The 16287-nt window shown below is 50.4% G+C and carries 15 protein-coding genes and 2 rRNA genes; 15 read left to right on the forward strand and 2 right to left on the reverse strand.

All coding sequences use genetic code 11. The features are described from left to right. Nucleotides 1-201 precede the first annotated feature (201 nt). The 3 genes from P40081_RS00065 (at nucleotide 202) to P40081_RS00075 (ending at nucleotide 4048) form a co-directional block, all read left to right on the forward strand. Nucleotides 202-3132 (forward strand): 23S ribosomal RNA (locus P40081_RS00065). A gap of 126 nt (nucleotides 3133-3258) precedes the next feature. Beyond that, a 5S ribosomal RNA gene (rrf, locus tag P40081_RS00070) occupies nucleotides 3259-3375 on the forward strand. Between the two features lie 259 nt (nucleotides 3376-3634). After that, entirely contained in the window at nucleotides 3635-4048 is a 414-nt protein-coding gene (locus tag P40081_RS00075) for a hypothetical protein (RefSeq protein ID WP_039305704.1), read from the forward strand. Nucleotides 4049-4132: 84 nt separating this feature from the next. Here P40081_RS00075 and P40081_RS00080 read toward each other — a convergent pair whose 3' ends face one another. Further along, complete coding sequence (locus P40081_RS00080; protein ID WP_042132673.1) at nucleotides 4133-4657, reverse strand: hypothetical protein; 525 nt, start codon at nucleotides 4655-4657, stop codon at nucleotides 4133-4135. A gap of 219 nt (nucleotides 4658-4876) precedes the next feature. Between P40081_RS00080 and P40081_RS00085 the strand changes: the two genes are divergently transcribed. The 10 genes from P40081_RS00085 (at nucleotide 4877) to rsmI (ending at nucleotide 12676) form a co-directional block, all read left to right on the forward strand. After that, complete coding sequence (locus P40081_RS00085; RefSeq protein WP_039305710.1) at nucleotides 4877-5062, forward strand: sigma factor G inhibitor Gin; 186 nt, start codon at nucleotides 4877-4879, stop codon at nucleotides 5060-5062. A 220-nt stretch (nucleotides 5063-5282) separates the two neighbouring features. Then, nucleotides 5283-7031, forward strand: coding sequence for an aminotransferase class I/II-fold pyridoxal phosphate-dependent enzyme (locus P40081_RS00090; RefSeq protein WP_042132674.1), 1749 nt, complete (start codon nucleotides 5283-5285; stop codon nucleotides 7029-7031). Beyond that, nucleotides 7032-7673: a dTMP kinase gene (gene tmk / locus P40081_RS00095; protein WP_039305713.1), complete on the forward strand. Its 642-nt coding sequence runs from the start codon at nucleotides 7032-7034 to the stop codon at nucleotides 7671-7673. It begins immediately after the preceding gene. Between the two features lie 114 nt (nucleotides 7674-7787). After that, entirely contained in the window at nucleotides 7788-8117 is a 330-nt protein-coding gene (locus P40081_RS00100) for a cyclic di-AMP receptor DarA (protein ID WP_036723983.1), read from the forward strand. 40 nt (nucleotides 8118-8157) lie between these two features. Further along, entirely contained in the window at nucleotides 8158-8601 is a 444-nt protein-coding gene (locus P40081_RS00105; RefSeq protein ID WP_039305718.1) for a YaaR family protein, read from the forward strand. Between the two features lie 17 nt (nucleotides 8602-8618). Beyond that, nucleotides 8619-9593 carry a DNA polymerase III subunit delta' gene (gene holB, locus P40081_RS00110; protein WP_042132675.1) on the forward strand — a complete coding sequence of 325 codons (975 nt, stop codon included), beginning with the start codon at nucleotides 8619-8621 and terminating at the stop codon, nucleotides 9591-9593. Nucleotides 9594-9742: 149 nt separating this feature from the next. Next, entirely contained in the window at nucleotides 9743-10543 is an 801-nt protein-coding gene (locus P40081_RS00115; RefSeq protein ID WP_039305726.1) for a PSP1 domain-containing protein, read from the forward strand. Between the two features lie 31 nt (nucleotides 10544-10574). Further along, complete coding sequence (yabA, locus tag P40081_RS00120) at nucleotides 10575-10937, forward strand: DNA replication initiation control protein YabA (protein ID WP_039305729.1); 363 nt, start codon at nucleotides 10575-10577, stop codon at nucleotides 10935-10937. Nucleotides 10938-10997: 60 nt separating this feature from the next. Beyond that, the gene (locus P40081_RS00125; RefSeq protein WP_042132676.1) at nucleotides 10998-11774 is read left to right on the forward strand and encodes a tRNA1(Val) (adenine(37)-N6)-methyltransferase; all 777 of its coding nucleotides are present in this window, start codon (nucleotides 10998-11000) and stop codon (nucleotides 11772-11774) included. Further along, on the forward strand, nucleotides 11771-12676 hold the full coding sequence (gene rsmI / locus P40081_RS00130) for a 16S rRNA (cytidine(1402)-2'-O)-methyltransferase (RefSeq protein ID WP_042132677.1): 906 nt from the start codon (nucleotides 11771-11773) through the stop codon (nucleotides 12674-12676). Before P40081_RS00125 ends, rsmI begins: the two co-directional genes overlap by 4 nt. Nucleotides 12677-13598: 922 nt before the next feature. On the opposite strand, the gene P40081_RS00135 is transcribed toward rsmI, so the two are convergent. After that, nucleotides 13599-13853, reverse strand: coding sequence for an AbrB/MazE/SpoVT family DNA-binding domain-containing protein (locus tag P40081_RS00135; protein WP_019914502.1), 255 nt, complete (start codon nucleotides 13851-13853; stop codon nucleotides 13599-13601). 304 nt (nucleotides 13854-14157) lie between these two features. Here P40081_RS00135 and P40081_RS00140 point away from each other — a divergent pair, with 304 nt between their 5' ends. Continuing rightward, a complete protein-coding gene (locus tag P40081_RS00140; RefSeq protein WP_042132678.1) occupies nucleotides 14158-15441 on the forward strand; it encodes an HD domain-containing protein in 1284 nt (427 codons plus the stop codon). Nucleotides 15442-15494: 53 nt separating this feature from the next. After that, the gene (locus tag P40081_RS00145) at nucleotides 15495-16265 is read left to right on the forward strand and encodes a TatD family hydrolase (RefSeq protein WP_039305744.1); all 771 of its coding nucleotides are present in this window, start codon (nucleotides 15495-15497) and stop codon (nucleotides 16263-16265) included. The last annotated feature ends 22 nt before the right edge of the window (nucleotides 16266-16287 follow it).

The following is a 16287-nucleotide window of genomic DNA, read 5'->3' on the forward strand; positions in this document are numbered from 1 at the left end:
GTTGGTCAGTTTTGAGAGTTTAAGCTCTCATCTTTACCTTGATCCTTGAAAACTGGATACCGAAACGAATTTGCGTTTTAGAACATCTTTTAGCTGAAACTTGTGTAAGCAAGTTGAAATAGTTATTAGTTGATACGAGATTGTCCGTGAAGGAAATGAAGATCATTTATGGTCCGATATTTCTCCTCCGGAGAAAATCGAGGTTAAGCTAATAAGAGCACACGGAGGATGCCTAGGCGCCAGGAGCCGACGAAGGACGTGGCGAACAACGAAACTGCCTCGGGGAGCTGTAAGCAAGCTTTGATCCGGGGGTGTCCGAATGGGGAAACCCAGCTGTGGTAATTCGCAGTTACTCGTATCTGAATACATAGGATACGCAGAGGCAGACCAGGGGAACTGAAACATCTAAGTACCCTGAGGAAGAGAAAACAATAGTGATTCCGTCAGTAGCGGCGAGCGAACGCGGAACAGCCTAAACCAAGGGGCTTGCCTCTTGGGGTTGTGGGACGTCTCACATGGAGTTACAAAGGAATATGGTAGGCGAAGAGGTCTGGAAAGGCCCGCGATAGAGGTAAAAGCCCTGTAGCCTAAACTGTGTTCTCTCCGAGACGGATCCCGAGTAGTGCGGGGCACGTGAAACCCCGTATGAATCCAGCAGGACCATCTGCTAAGGCTAAATACTACCTGGCGACCGATAGTGAAACAGTACCGTGAGGGAAAGGTGAAAAGCACCCCGGAAGGGGAGTGAAATAGAACCTGAAACCGTGTGCTTACAAAAAGTCAGAGCCCGATCTATGGGTGATGGCGTGCCTTTTGTAGAATGAACCGGCGAGTTACGTTTAACATGCAAGGTTAAGGTGAGAAGCCGGAGCCGCAGCGAAAGCGAGTCTGAATAGGGCGACTAAGTATGTGGACGTAGACCCGAAACCGTGTGATCTACCCCTGTCCAGGGTGAAGGTGCGGTAACACGCACTGGAGGCCCGAACCCACGCATGTTGAAAAATGCGGGGATGAGGTGGGGGTAGCGGAGAAATTCCAATCGAACTCGGAGATAGCTGGTTCTCCCCGAAATAGCTTTAGGGCTAGCCTCGGTGAATGGAGTGGTGGAGGTAGAGCACTGATTGGGTGCGGGGCCCGCAAGGGTTACCAAGCTCAGTCAAACTCCGAATGCCATTAACTTCTTGCCGGGAGTCAGACAGTGAGTGCTAAGATCCATTGTCAAAAGGGAAACAGCCCAGACCATCAGCTAAGGTCCCCAAGTGTGTGTTAAGTGGGAAAGGATGTGGAGTTGCACAGACAACCAGGATGTTGGCTTAGAAGCAGCCACCATTGAAAGAGTGCGTAATAGCTCACTGGTCGAGTGACTCTGCGCCGAAAATGTAACGGGGCTAAACACACCACCGAAGCTATGGCTAGATGCTTTGCATCTGGGGTAGGGGAGCGTTGTATGCAGGTTGAAGGTGTACCGTAAGGAGCGCTGGACAGCATACAAGTGAGAATGCCGGTATGAGTAACGAAAAGATCAGTGAGAATCTGATCCGCCGAAAGCCCAAGGTTTCCTGAGGAAGGCTCGTCCGCTCAGGGTAAGTCGGGACCTAAGGCGAGGCCGAAAGGCGTAGTCGAAGGACAACAGTTTGAAATTACTGTACCACCGTAATCCGCTATGAGCGATGGGGTGACGCAGGAGGGTAGTGACGCGGACTGATGGATATGTCCGTCTAAGCAGTGAGGCTGATGTGTAGGCAAATCCGCACATCACTAAGGCTGGGCTGTGATGGGGAGCGAAAATTATAGTAGCGAAGGTCATGATCTCACACTGCCAAGAAAAGCCTCTAGCCAGGAGAAGGTGCCCGTACCGCAAACCGACACAGGTAGGCGAGAAGAGAATTCTAAGGCGCGCGGAAGAACTCTCGTTAAGGAACTCGGCAAAATGACCTCGTAACTTCGGGAGAAGAGGTGCCTCGGTAGGGTGAATAGCCCGAGGGGGCCGCAGTGAAAAGGCCCAAGCGACTGTTTAGCAAAAACACAGGTCTGTGCGAAGCCGCAAGGCGAAGTATACGGGCTGACGCCTGCCCGGTGCTGGAAGGTTAAGGGGAGTGGTTAGGGGTTAAACCCGAAGCTGTGAACCGAAGCCCCAGTAAACGGCGGCCGTAACTATAACGGTCCTAAGGTAGCGAAATTCCTTGTCAGGTAAATTCTGACCCGCACGAATGGCGTAACGACTTGGGCGCTGTCTCAACGAGAGATCCGGTGAAATTTTAATACCTGTGAAGATGCAGGTTACCCGCGACAAGACGGAAAGACCCCATGGAGCTTTACTGCAGCTTGATATTGAATTTGGGTACGATCTGTACAGGATAGGTGGGAGCCGGTGAGGCAGGAGCGCAAGCTTCTGCGGAGGCGCCGTTGGGATACCACCCTGATCGTATCTAGGTTCTAACCTAGTGCCCTAATCGGGTACGGGGACCGTGTCAGGCGGGCAGTTTGACTGGGGCGGTCGCCTCCTAAAGAGTAACGGAGGCGTTCAAAGGTTCCCTCAGAATGGTTGGAAATCATTCGCAGAGTGCAAAGGCATAAGGGAGCTTGACTGCGAGACCTACAAGTCGAGCAGGGACGAAAGTCGGACTTAGTGATCCGGTGGTACCGCATGGAAGGGCCATCGCTCAACGGATAAAAGCTACCCTGGGGATAACAGGCTTATCTCCCCCAAGAGTCCACATCGACGGGGAGGTTTGGCACCTCGATGTCGGCTCATCGCATCCTGGGGCTGAAGTAGGTCCCAAGGGTTGGGCTGTTCGCCCATTAAAGCGGTACGCGAGCTGGGTTCAGAACGTCGTGAGACAGTTCGGTCCCTATCTGTCGTGGGCGCAGGAAATTTGAGAGGAGCTGTCCTTAGTACGAGAGGACCGGGATGGACGTACCGCTGGTGCATCAGTTGTTCCGCCAGGAGCATGGCTGAGTAGCTACGTACGGACGGGATAAGCGCTGAAAGCATCTAAGCGTGAAGCCCCCCTCAAGATGAGATTTCCCAATTAGTAAGACCCCTTGAAGACGACGAGGTAGATAGGTTGGAGGTGGAAGTGCAGCAATGCATGGAGCTGACCAATACTAATCGGTCGAGGGCTTATCCAAATTTTTAATACGCAGATTCGTTTCGGATTCAGTTTTCAGGTGATCAAGCCTGTACGCCATGAAATTCATTCACACATCCGTGATGAACCGAATTTCAAGCGGCAGCGTCTGTTTCACAGACGCATGTTTGGTGGCGATAGCGGAGGGGTTCCACGCGTACCCATCCCGAACACGACCGTTAAGCCCTCCAGCGCCGATGGTACTTGGACCGAAGGGTCCTGGGAGAGTAGGACGTTGCCAAGCACATGAAGCCATTGTTGAGCAATCGACAATGGCTTTTTTGTTTATATAGTGAGAAATAGAGGGCAAATAAGCAGAAACAATAAATGAAACGCTTACAAACGAGTGACATTTTTGTTACCGACGTGTCGATAGTTCCAAGTATAATAGAAAAGTGCAAATATTAAGCAGAGGCCTTAATACGAATGAACTACAGATAAATTCTAACTTTGAATTTTCTTGCGTCTTTAGATGCATGGTAGAGGTAAGGAGGATTTAAGGTATGAAGCGAACCCAACCTTTATGGATATTAGTTATTCTTTGTATAGTTGGAGTTATGCTGGCCGGCTGCGGAACGAAGGAGCCGGCCTGGGAGACTTTTGACGGTGCGCTCAATGAGAAAAGCTTTCCCGTTCCTAAAGAAGCCAGTTCCCCCGACAGGACCACTACGAACGTGGCCATGGATTATGTAAGGTACTCTTTGCCAGGGCTGAAAGAGAAGAAGGGTGTACCTGAGCCTTATCTGGAGGAGATAAAGGCATGGGGATGGGAAGAGCAGAGTAATGAGGATTCAGGAAGCTCACGCGTTTTTCAGAAGGAAGGACTTATTGTACACTTAACCGTGCATGATGGCTACTTCATTGTAATGATCCCGAAGGAAAAGAAAGTCACCACCAAAGGATTAAAAAGCAAATAAAAAAATCGCCGTCCGTATAGGGATGGCGATTTTTTTGTGTGGGATGCAAGTTGAATATGCGCCCGTATGTATGATTGCTTAAGATTATTGGGCGTAATAGGAGGCATCCGCCGGATTAAATTTCAGCATGCCGTCTTTCCCTTCGCTGCGCAGCCGCAGAAGAGTATACAGGCGGGGCAGCAGCAGCCAAAGATGGCATATTACTAAAGATGCGGTAAATGCAGGCGGTGCCCAGACGATAAAGAGCGCTGTAATACAGAGACCGATCCACAGGTTATGCATCTGTACTTTGCGGAAAATGCCATAGTTAATATATTGATCAGGCATATAACCGGGCCAGGGCAGGTGCAGGGACATTTTCCACCGTTTTACGATAGGGTGACCGGAGATCAGCAGAACTGAACGTGAAATAACATATTGAATCCACAGCATTACGGGTCCGGCAATAATCATGAACAGAATGCTTAGCCAGGACAGGAAAACTGTCTCCAGCACAAGGAACACAAAAGGAAGCGCAATATAGACCCGCAGCAGGGATGCGGAAATATTAATTTTTTTGATAAGCTTGTATTGATAGAATGTAGCAGCGCCTTTGGTGTTTGGTTCCATAAAGAAAATTCAGACCTCCTCACAAGTTCTCATGTTATTAATATCGGCCTAACCGTGTGTTTTATTAAACCCGGGTAAACCCGGGATCCGATACACCGAATGGGCATTAGGCGAATATATATATTTCAGGCTATGAAGGATTAGGAAAAAACTATGAAAAGGTTTAAAATGATAGAAGGTGTACCATACTGATCTTAAAAGAGTCAAGGTGGGATGAATATGGAACAGCAAACCGCACAGGCCTGCATCATCTGCGGGCAAGAAAAGGAAGAGGGCATTGTGATTGTCTCGCATTTCATCTGTGAAGATTGTGAGAGTGAGATGGTGCGCACAGAGGCTGAAGATGCCAAGTACCGTTTTTTTATTGGCCGGATGAAGAAAATCAATCTGCAGAAGAATGCTTAACCCGAGAACAGCAGCAACGATTTACAAGTAAGTATATAAAGAGCGGGCGGTGGATGTGTGTCGCGTTGGCTGCAAATAAAAGAGTTCCTCTAACGGTTTCTCCGCCAGGGTCTGGTGTGGGAAGCCGTTTTGTTGTTTCGGGAAGACTTTGTGCATAATAATAGGCGTTTGGGTATATTTGCGTTAAAATAGAAGGTAACCCCCAGGGAAGGAAGAACAAATGAACAATTTACAGCCTGGCAGGGCACCTGTATACGAAATGCTGGAACAATATAGACTTAAGGGCAATATATCTTATCATGTGCCGGGGCACAAGAATGGCGAAGCTTACCTGAATACCGGCGGTGCAGGGTATCTGGCTGACGTGATGCGCTATGATGCGACCGAGATTACCGGAACGGATGATCTTCATCATCCTGAAGGGGTAATTCAGGAGGCACAGGAGCTGGCGGCGGATTGTTTCGGCGCAGAGGAGAGCTTCTTCCTGGTTGGCGGCAGCACAGCGGGGAACCTTGCACTTATCCTGACCGTTTGCTATGAGCCGGGAATGCTGCTTATTCTGCAGCGTAATGTCCACAAATCTGTAATCCACGGACTAATGCTGGCCGGGGCACATGCCGTGTTCCTGGAGCCGCAGATGGATCCTGGCAGCGGGCTTGCGGTGGCACCGGCGGCAGAAACGGTGCAGGCTGCACTGGCGGCATATCCGCAGGCTGCCGCCGTACTGGTTACCATGCCGAATTACTACGGCATGGGCAGCGATCTTGCGCCCCTCGCGCAGGCCTGTCACGACAGCGGGATTCCGCTGCTGGTGGATGAGGCGCACGGGGCGCATTACGGCCAGCACCCGGCGCTTCCAGCCGGGGCCCTTGCCTGTGGCGCGGACGGCGTGGTGCAGTCCACGCATAAGATGCTGACGGCGCTGACGATGGGCGCCATGCTGCATGTGCAAGGGCCATGGCTCGACCGCGCGCTGCTTCGCCAGCGCCTCGCCATGGTGCAGAGCTCCAGCCCATCATACCCCGTGATGGCTTCGCTCGATCTGGCCCGGCGGCTGATGCACAGCCAGCGCGCCGGTGCCTTCACGGCGGGACTCGCCGCCGTGGACGTCCTGCGGCGCGGCCTGGCTTCGCTGCCGCGCTTCCAGCTGCTGCAGCCCGCCGGGCCGCTGCAGCGCACCTGCGGCGATGCTGACGCCGCAGAGACAGATACGCCGCCGCCGCGCGGGGCGGCGTACGGGACACAGGACCCCTTTAAGGCCGTCATTTATGACGCCGCCGGGGTCCTGGGGGGCTTCGAGCTGCAGCGCAGGCTCGAAGAAAGAGGGATCGTGCCGGAGATGAGCGACGACCGGCACGTAATACTGGCCTTCAGCCTCGGCTCGAAGGCAGAGGATGCAGCGGTGCTGCTGGAGGCGCTGCGGGATATCGCGGCGCAGACAGCCTGCGGGGTGCCGCAGACGGAAGGCACAGAAGCAGCCTATGACTCCGGGGCCAAGTATGCTGCTGGTTCCGGCTCTGCTCTTGATGAGGCAGCAGGCGCTGGCCTTGTCGCTGCCTCTAGCCCTATCGCAGAATCTCAATCGGATCGCAGCTCCATGACCATACTGGCGTCTGCATCATACAATAATGGGGAAGAGGATATGTCAGCCTTTTCCAGATCGAATTCCACGTGGAACAATTTCAGCGCATCGCTGATCTCAGCTCCGGTCCGGTTCTCCACGAAGCCGGTTGCCGCTGGGGAGACAGAGAGTATATCGCTTGAAGCAAGTGCGGGCAGGGTGGCGGCCGAAATGGTTATCCCCTATCCGCCCGGAATACCGCTGCTTTATCCCGGAGAGATCATAACAGAGTCCATATGCGGCAGGCTGGGCAGCCTCCGCGATGGCGGGGCTAAATTCCAGGCCTGTGCCGATCCCGCCTTACAGCATATTAAGGTATACAACATTCAGAAGGGCGGAGAAGTATAAGTGAAGCGAGAAGGTTTCTTCATTACTCTGGAGGGAGGCGACGGCTCCGGTAAAACAACCGTACTCGGCAGAGTAGCGGCTTATCTGCAGAATCATTCCATGCCCTACTTAATCACCCGCGAACCGGGCGGAATTGAAATCGCCGAGAAGATCCGCTCCATTATTCTGGACCCGGCCCATACGGCTATGGATGCCCGGACAGAAGCGCTGTTATACGCGGCAGCAAGAAGCCAGCATCTGGCGGAAGTAGTCGAGCCTGCACTGCAGGAGGGGATTACTGTGCTCTGCGACCGTTTTGTTGACAGCAGCCTGGTCTATCAAGGCTATGCAAGAGGACTTGGTATCGAGGAAGTGTGGGGAATTAACCGGTTCGCGACCGGCGGCAGGATGCCTGACCTTACCTTCTATCTTGATGTTGATCCTGAGGTGGGATTGTCTCGGATAGCAGCCAATCAGAACCGGGAAGTCAATCGTCTGGATCTGGAAAGCCTTGAATTTCACCAGAAGGTTAAGGCCGGTTATCAGCTCGTGGTGGATTCCGATCCGCAGCGGATTGTTGTACTAGATGCCAACCGCCCGATCCATATGGTGGAGCAGGACATTGTACAGACACTGAAAGACCGGATATTAAAGGATTTCTAAGAGGTTTTGTCAAATAAACAATAGAGGTATAATGATTACACACAGACCTGCAGCGGGCTGGCTGCTGCTGCGAGAAATTCTGTGATTACACAACATGCAGGAGGGGAAACGAAGATGAATTTGATCATTGCAATTATCCAGGACAAGGACAGCAACCGGCTATCCAGTGAACTAGTCAAAGCGAATTTCCGTGCAACCAAGCTGGCCAGTACAGGCGGATTTCTGCGGGCGGGCAACACCACTTTTCTGATTGGGGTAGATGATATTCAGGTTGATGCAGTACTGAGTGTAATCCGCAACAGCTGTAAAGTACGTGAACAATTGGTCACACCTGTAACACCGATGAGTGGTACGACAGATTCATATTTGCCTCTTCCCGTGGAAGTTCAGGTAGGTGGAGCTACAGTATTCGTCCTTCCGGTTGATCGTTTCGAGCATTACTAACGCATAATATAGCAATAAACCATAAGGGCGGTAGATACCTTTGAAGATCAACCCGGGCTACAGGCCCTTAAAAAGTGAATTGTCGACCACGGAAGCTGACCGGCGGCCTGTTCAGCAAAAGAACTTTACCGATGTATTTCAACAGCAAAGTGAGCAAAAAACAATAGATGAACTGAACCGCCAGATTAAAGATATCCAGCAGCAAGGCGACCGGCTATCCAAATCCATGACCGTCCGTGAACTGGCTATCTACCGGAACATGATCAAACGGTTCCTGGAGGAGACCGCCCGCCGCGGAGTGATCCTGAAGGAGACCAAGGGCTGGGACCGGCGCGGCCGGGGCAAACGCTACAAGCTGCTGGATGAAATTGATGCCGCTCTGCTGAATATGGCAGATGATCTGCTGGACAGTGAGCAGGGCCGGATTGATCTGCTCGGACGGGTCGGAGAGATCCGCGGGCTGCTGATTAACCTTTCGTTCTGACAAACTTGGAGGAATATATGTCTTTTCATGATCTATTAGGCCAGGAGGATGCCAAGCGGCTGCTTCAAAATGCCTTGCGCAAGGACGCTGTAAGCCATGCTTATCTGTTCACCGGCCCGCCAGGAAGCGGTCAGGTCAGAATGGCTATGACGTTCGCCCAAGCGATATTCTGCACGAAGTGCAAGGATGATGCCTGCGGGGAATGTCTGGAGTGCCGTAAGGTGGAGCATGGCAACCATCCCGATTTATCATTGCTGCGGCCCGACGGGGCGAGTATTAAGATTGACCAGATCCGTGAACTTCAGCGTGTTTTTTCCTACCGCTCGGAAGGAATTAACCCGAAGGTTTATATTATAGAAGGAGCGGACAAAATGACGGTGCAAGCCGCCAACAGTCTGCTGAAATTTCTGGAGGAGCCTCCTGCTCCTGCGGTAGGAATTCTTATCTCCGATAACAGCAGTTCCCTGCTGCCGACGATCCAGTCCAGAACCCAGCGCATTCCCTTTAGCCCGCTGCATCCGGATATTATGCTTCAGGCGCTGTCCAGTGAAGGGGTTCCGGTGCCGCTGGCACGGTGCGCGGTATCACTGACTGCAGGTCTTGACGGCTGCAGGGAACTTTTGGCACAGAATTGGTTTGCAGAAATGAGAAATCTAGTGTTACAATTAGCAAAGGAGTCTTTGGGCAAAGGCAGCTCCGCAGTAGCAACTGCAGGGCAGAAGGTGTTCAAGACCGGGCTTGGTGAACATTTGGATATTCTATTCAGCATGTTTCACTTATGGTTCAAAGATATGCTCTACTTCCTGTACCGAAAGCACGAAAGTATCGTTTTCATAGATCAGTTAGACTTCATTTCCAAGGCTGCCCGTCAGCGGAGTACGGAACAATGGGTGGCTTACATGGAATTTGCGGTGGAGAGCAAGCGCAGGCTCCGCTCCAATACCAATACCCAGTTGTGTTTGGAGCAGTTCTTAATCCGGTTAGAAAGTTAACAGGCCGGGTTATTTATGATAAATCCTCCGGATAAACGCTTCAGCACCTGGAAGTACGGGTTTAACGGATGAGGAAGGACAAGCATGAATCATCTGGGAAGCAGGCTTGCTTAAGGATTCCTTTTACCGGCAAACAAGGGGGTTAATTTTTGTACAGCGTAGTAGGTGTCCGCTTCAAAAAAGCGGGTAAAATATATTATTTTGATCCACTTGATTTCCCGATTGAGCGCGATCAATGCGTTATTGTTGAGACAGCAAGAGGGGTCGAATACGGTAAGGTTGTCGTTGGCAAAAAAGAGGTGCAGGAAGCAGACGTTGTACTGCCGCTCAAGAAGGTCATGCGTATTGCCGGTGAAACCGACGCCCGTGTGGTCGAAGAGAACAAAGGTGCTGCAAAGGACGCTTTTACCACCTGTTTAAATAAAATCCGCGATCATGGCCTCAAAATGAAGCTCGTGGATGTGGAATTTACGTTTGACCGTAATAAGATCATTTTTTATTTCACTGCCGAGGGCCGCGTGGATTTCCGCGAACTGGTTAAGGACCTGGCAAGTATTTTCCGAACCCGCATCGAGCTCCGGCAAATTGGTGTGCGTGATGAAGCCAAGATGCTTGGCGGACTTGGACCTTGCGGACGGGTGCTCTGCTGCTCCTCCTGGCTGGGTGATTTCGAGCCGGTGTCCATCAAGATGGCCAAGGACCAGAATCTCTCGCTGAACCCGACCAAAATCTCGGGATTATGCGGACGGCTGATGTGTTGTCTGAAGTTTGAGCATGATAATTATGAGAGCACGAAGGAAGAAATGCCGGCGGTAGGCAAAATCGTCGTAACCTCACTGGGTGATGGCAAAGTAGTAGGTATCAATGCCGGAAGCCGCACGGTTCATGTGCAGTTGTTTGAAGTGGGCAAAGTTAAAGAACTTCCAATGGATGATGTTGTCGTCAAGTAAACCATTATAAGGTTACTTTCGGGGTGGAAACTTGGAGAAGAAAAATATATTTGCACACATGCAGGAGATGGAAGCGCAGATGGATGAAATGCGCGCCACTCTAGGAGATTGGAAACAGACGGTTAAAGAGCTGATGGAAGCAAATCAGAAGCTTAGTCTGGAGAATGAGCAGCTACGTATCATATTGAAAAGGGAAGCCCCTCTGGATAAGGCTGCGCTTTCTGCTGAGGCGGAGGCTATACTGGCTGCCGAAGGCAAAGAAGAGGTTGTCGGAGAAGGTTACGATAACCTGGCCAGACTGTACCATGAAGGTTTCCACATCTGCAATGTCTATTTCGGGCATTTGCGGACGGAAGGCGATTGTCTGTTCTGCCTTTCTTTTCTTAATAAATGAGGATATCCAGCCGTAGGAGATTTTCGCCTACGGTTTTTTTTGAATTTGGAGGAATGTACAATGACCAATTCGTTTAACGATACCCCGGTGCCCTTGCATAGTGCAGAGCGGATCGATGACTTGCTAACCCATGATCTGCGGATTATCCAGAGTGACGAAGTATTCAGCTTCTCGATGGATGCTGTGCTGCTGGCCCGGTTCGCCAGTATACCGCCGCGCGGAAGAGTACTTGATCTATGCACCGGCAACGGGGTTATCCCTATGCTGCTGACCACGCGTACCAAAGCTTCTATTGAAGGGATAGAAATTCAGCCCCGTCTTGCCGACATGGCCCGGCGCAGTGTAGCCTTGAACAGGCTGGAGGAGCGGGTGCTGATCCATGAAGGTGATTTGCGGGAGCTGCATAATACCGCAGGGTATGGTGTATATGATGCAATAACGGTTAATCCCCCTTATATGCCGCTTAACGGGAGCGACCTGAAGCTGAATTCACATCAGGCCATGGCCCGTCATGAAATTGGCTGTACGCTGGAGGAGGTCATTCAGGCCTGTGTCCGGCTGGTCCGCACTGGAGGCAAAGTCAGTATGGTACATAAGCCGCAGCGTCTGGTGGATATCATCAGTCTAATGCGTAAGCACCGGCTGGAGCCGAAGCTGATCCGCTTTGTACATCCCCGTGCGCATCTGGAGGCGAATATGGTACTGATTGAAGCGGCGCGCGACGGGAAGCCGGAGGTGCGTTTACAACCGCCTTTAATCGTATATAATGAGGACAATCAATACTGCCCTGAGATAATGGATATTTATTATGGGAACAAAGAGGATAACAGCCAATGACGATAACCTGCCAAAGCAGCTTTCAAAATAACAATGACGGAGCAAAGCCCGAAGGATGCGGCTGTCTGTATCTGGTGGCTACTCCGATCGGCAATCTGGAAGATATGACGTACCGCGCGGTGCGCACGCTGAAGGAATGCGATATTATTGCCGCAGAGGATACAAGACAGACGCGTAAATTACTGAGCCATTTTGAAATTACACCCTCCATGCTGTTCAGTTACCATGAGCACAATAAGGCGGCAAGCGGACCTGAATTGATACGCTATATAATAGAAGGTAAAAATTTAGCCCTTGTCAGCGATGCCGGCCTGCCGGCGATTTCAGACCCTGGAGCGGACCTGGTAGCACTGGCTGTAAGTCATCAAATTCCGGTCATTCCGATTCCCGGAGCTAACGCGGCGCTGTCAGCTTTGATTGCTTCCGGATTACCTACCGCCAGCTTCACATTTATCGGTTTTCTGCCCAGAGAGCGCAAGGATATCCGGGCCGTTCTGGCACCTCTCCGTGCTGCTCAAGGCACACTGCTCTTCTATGAGTCACCACATCGTGTCGCTAAGACGCTGGTCCATTTGCAGGAAGCCTTCGGCAACCGCCGGGTTACACTGGCCCGTGAACTGACCAAACGGTATGAGGAGTTTCTGCGCGGTACGATTGAAGAGTGTTGTGCCTGGCTGGAGGAGCATCCTCCGCTTGGTGAGTACGTAATTGTGCTTGAGGGAGAGAGCAAAGAAGAGGCGGAGCTCGCCGAGTCCTCCTGGTGGCGGGAGCTGAGCATCGAAGCTCATGTTGCCCATTATGAAACATCAGGCTTGACGCGCAAAGACGCGATGAAAAAAGCTGCCTCTGACCGTGGCTTGGCCAAGCGCGATATTTATAATGCGCTGCTGGAGCGGGAATAAGGGGATAGCGTAACTGATCACATTATTGCGAGTTAAGCATCTGTTAGATAAACTCGGAAATAGCTCAGATGATTAGAATGCTTGATGAAATAATTGTATTCTGTACACTTATTTGGATATAATTATTCCTTATATTAGATATAAGTGTAGTTTGTACATTTATATTTATGGAAAAAGGATGATTTAGAGGATATGTATGGATATAATTGTATGAAATGCAACTAAATTAATCATCCACTCACTTTGGTATTAAATAACTGTACAGAATGCAGCTATCCATTTTTTCCAAGACCGATTATCCAATATTACACCTATGCTATCTGCCCGAACGAAAGTCATTTGGCCGCGCTGACATAGCGAATCCTCAGGGAGAGCGTGCTGAAGCACGAAGGTAACACGGAGGAAAATAACCATAGTACGCGCCAAAGTCACTAATTGGCTCGGCTGTAAAGCGATTCCCGCAGGGAGAGCGGTTCCACGAGCTAGCGTCACCTAAGAGCGTAACCGCACATCCGACGCTAGAGCGAAGCGTGTGGCGAAACTCTGTGCACTGCGCATGGCAAAGCCCTGAGGACGCACCTTCAGGGAGTCCGAAAAGGGCTGGTCCACCGTCGAACAAGCCTTCCTTCCGCACCCTACACAGAGTTAACCAAGCTTCCGGGTGTCCAGAGGGCTGGGGCCCTTGGGGCCCTCCCTATAGGGAGGGTTTGGGAGGGTAAGAAGAATTTAATGCTCATGATTTAATGGTTATAATTTTAGGGTTATGAATTTAATAGTTAATGTTTAAATAGGGTAAAGGGGTATCCGGGGAAAGTCCCCGAAAAAAGTGCAAAAAAATACCTCCCGCGCTAACGGGAGGCCAAGGAGATATAAAAAGGTTAGAATTAACAATTTGATTAGTTCCTATTATAACCTATTTGGTTTAGTTTGTCACAGGGGTAGGGATAGCAGAAATACATTCATGACAAACAATTTTACCTTTGAAATAGGTTACATTCTCAGCATTACCGCAGAAAATGCAGGCAGGCTCATATTTCTTAAGCATGATCCGCTCACCGTCCACGTAAATTTCGAGCGCATCTTTTTCTCCAATACCCAGTGTGCGGCGCAATTCAATTGGAATAACGACCCGTCCAAGCTCATCTACCTTACGTACAATTCCTGTTGATTTCATCATTACAATCGTTGCTCCTCTCAATTATCAAAAGCGTCAATATTCGACATTGTTCACTGTTTTATGATATTTATAATACCAACCATTCCCAAAACAGTCAACCTTTTTTGAGGCGAATTTTAAGGAAACTTTGAAGGAAACATTCATACCGCCATTGGTTAGGCATATATCCCAAAAAGAACCTCGAAAATATTTGTCGATTTGTAAATTGCTAAATTGTCATAATTCGACAAAGTACGACAATATTTATTATTATAACTGTAATTCCCCCCTATTTCTATGGATATTATTCAAAGGAGTTGATCTCATGAAGCAACCGCTGACAGAAGAGAAGGTATTTAAAGATCCGGTTCATAACTACATTCACGTCCAGGACACCATTATCTGGCGTCTGATTAACACCAAGGAGTTCCAGCGTCTGCGGCGCATCCGCCAGCTCGGTACCTCTTATCTGACTTTCCATGGCGCAGAACACAGCCGGTTTTCCCATTCGCTTGGTGTTTATGAAATTACCCGGCGGATTATATCGCAGTTTGAACGGAGCGGATATAAGGATTGGATGCCTGAGGAGAGTCTGCTTACCCTGTGTGCGGCGCTGCTGCATGATTTGGGACATGGCCCGTTTTCCCATTCTATAGAAGAAGCTTTTGAAATGGATCATGAGGACTGGACCTGCCGGATCATTCTGGAGGATACGGAAATCACCGCTATTCTGCGTGATGTAGCTGAGGATTTCCCCAATAAAGTAGCCTCTGTGATCTCCAAAACGTATGAGCATGAAATTGTTGTCAATTTGGTGTCGGGGCCGCTGGATGCGGACCGGATGGATTATCTTTTGCGTGATGCCTATTATACAGGGGTAAATTACGGAACCATTGATATTGACCGGATTCTGCGGATGCTGCGCCCCTATGACGGCCGGGTAGTTGTTAAAGAATCCGGGATGCATGCGATTGAGGATTACCTGATGTCACGTTATCAGATGTACTGGCAGGTCTATTTCCATCCGGTAACACGCAGCTCGGAAATTATTCTGCGCCAGATTCTCCGCAGAGCCAAGGAGCTGGTACAGGAGGATTATGGTTTCCGGTTCATGATTGAGCCGCTAAGTGATTTGTTCCGCGGGGATGTAACGGTGGAGCAGTACCTGCTGCTGGATGAGGCATTGATGCAGACAGCCTTCATGCAGTGGACGCTGGAGAAAGATGAAATTTTAAGCGACTTGTGCAGCCGGTTTATTCATCGTAAACTGTATAAATATGTGGAGATGGAGCATCTGGATACAGAGACAATTGACGAAATCCGCCGCAGCTTTGCCGGTGCCGGACTGCGTGCTGATTATGATCTGGAAATTGATTTTCCGACAGATCTTCCTTATGATGTATTCCGTCCGGGGGATGCTTTTGACAGCAAGCAGATTCTGCTTCTGGACCGTCATGATAAGCTGCGGGAGATCTCAGAGGTATCGGATATTGTACGCTCAATCAGCGGGATTCACCGAGGCAGATACCATCTCTATTTCCCGCAGGACAGGCTGCAGAAAGCCCTTCCACAGTTGCCGCCCTCCATCGCAGATATTTTTGCAAAATAACCTAAAATACTTGTAATTCATCATAGAAATCAAGGCGGAAAGGATGAAATATAATGCAGTTATTCGACACACATACCCATCTGGATGCTCCGCAATTCGACGAGGACCGCGAGGAGGTAATCGCCCGGGCGCTGGAGTCCGGAGTCAGTAAAATGATCAATATCGGTTTCAACCGGGAAACGATTCCGACAACGATGGAGCTCGCAGAGAAATATGATTATATTTATGCAGCGGTGGGCTGGCATCCACAGGATGCATTCAGTATGAAGGAGGGCGACCTCGAATGGATCGCATCGCTTTGCAGTCATCCCAAGGTAGTGGCCATCGGTGAGATCGGACTTGACTATTATTGGGACACCTCTCCTAAGGATGTGCAGCATGAGGTATTCCGCAAGCAAATTGGCCTGGCTCGTGAACTGAAGATGCCAATCTGTATCCATAACCGCGATGCCCACGAGGATGTAATCCGGATTCTGCGGGAGGAAAAAGCGGGTGAGGTTGGAGGGGTGATGCATTCGTTCTCCGGCAGCTGGGAAAGCGCCAAAATGTGTCTGGATCTCGGCTTCCATTTGTCCTTCGGCGGACCGATTACGTTTAAGAATGCCAGGGTGCCCAAAGAGGTGCTCGCCCAGACTCCTCTGGACCGGCTGCTGATCGAAACGGACTCCCCATATTTGACTCCGCACCCCTTCCGCGGCAAGCGGAATGAGACCGCACATGTAAGACTGGTAGCGGAGGCAGCTGCGGCAATAAAAGGGATTGATTTACAGGAATTGGCGGAAATTACGTATGCGAACGCACTGGAACGATTTGGGATTGTCTGAAAACGGGAGAAAAAGCGGTGAA

Source organism: Paenibacillus sp. FSL P4-0081, assembly GCF_000758565.1.
Lineage (GTDB): Bacteria > Bacillota > Bacilli > Paenibacillales > Paenibacillaceae > Paenibacillus_AQ > Paenibacillus_AQ phytohabitans.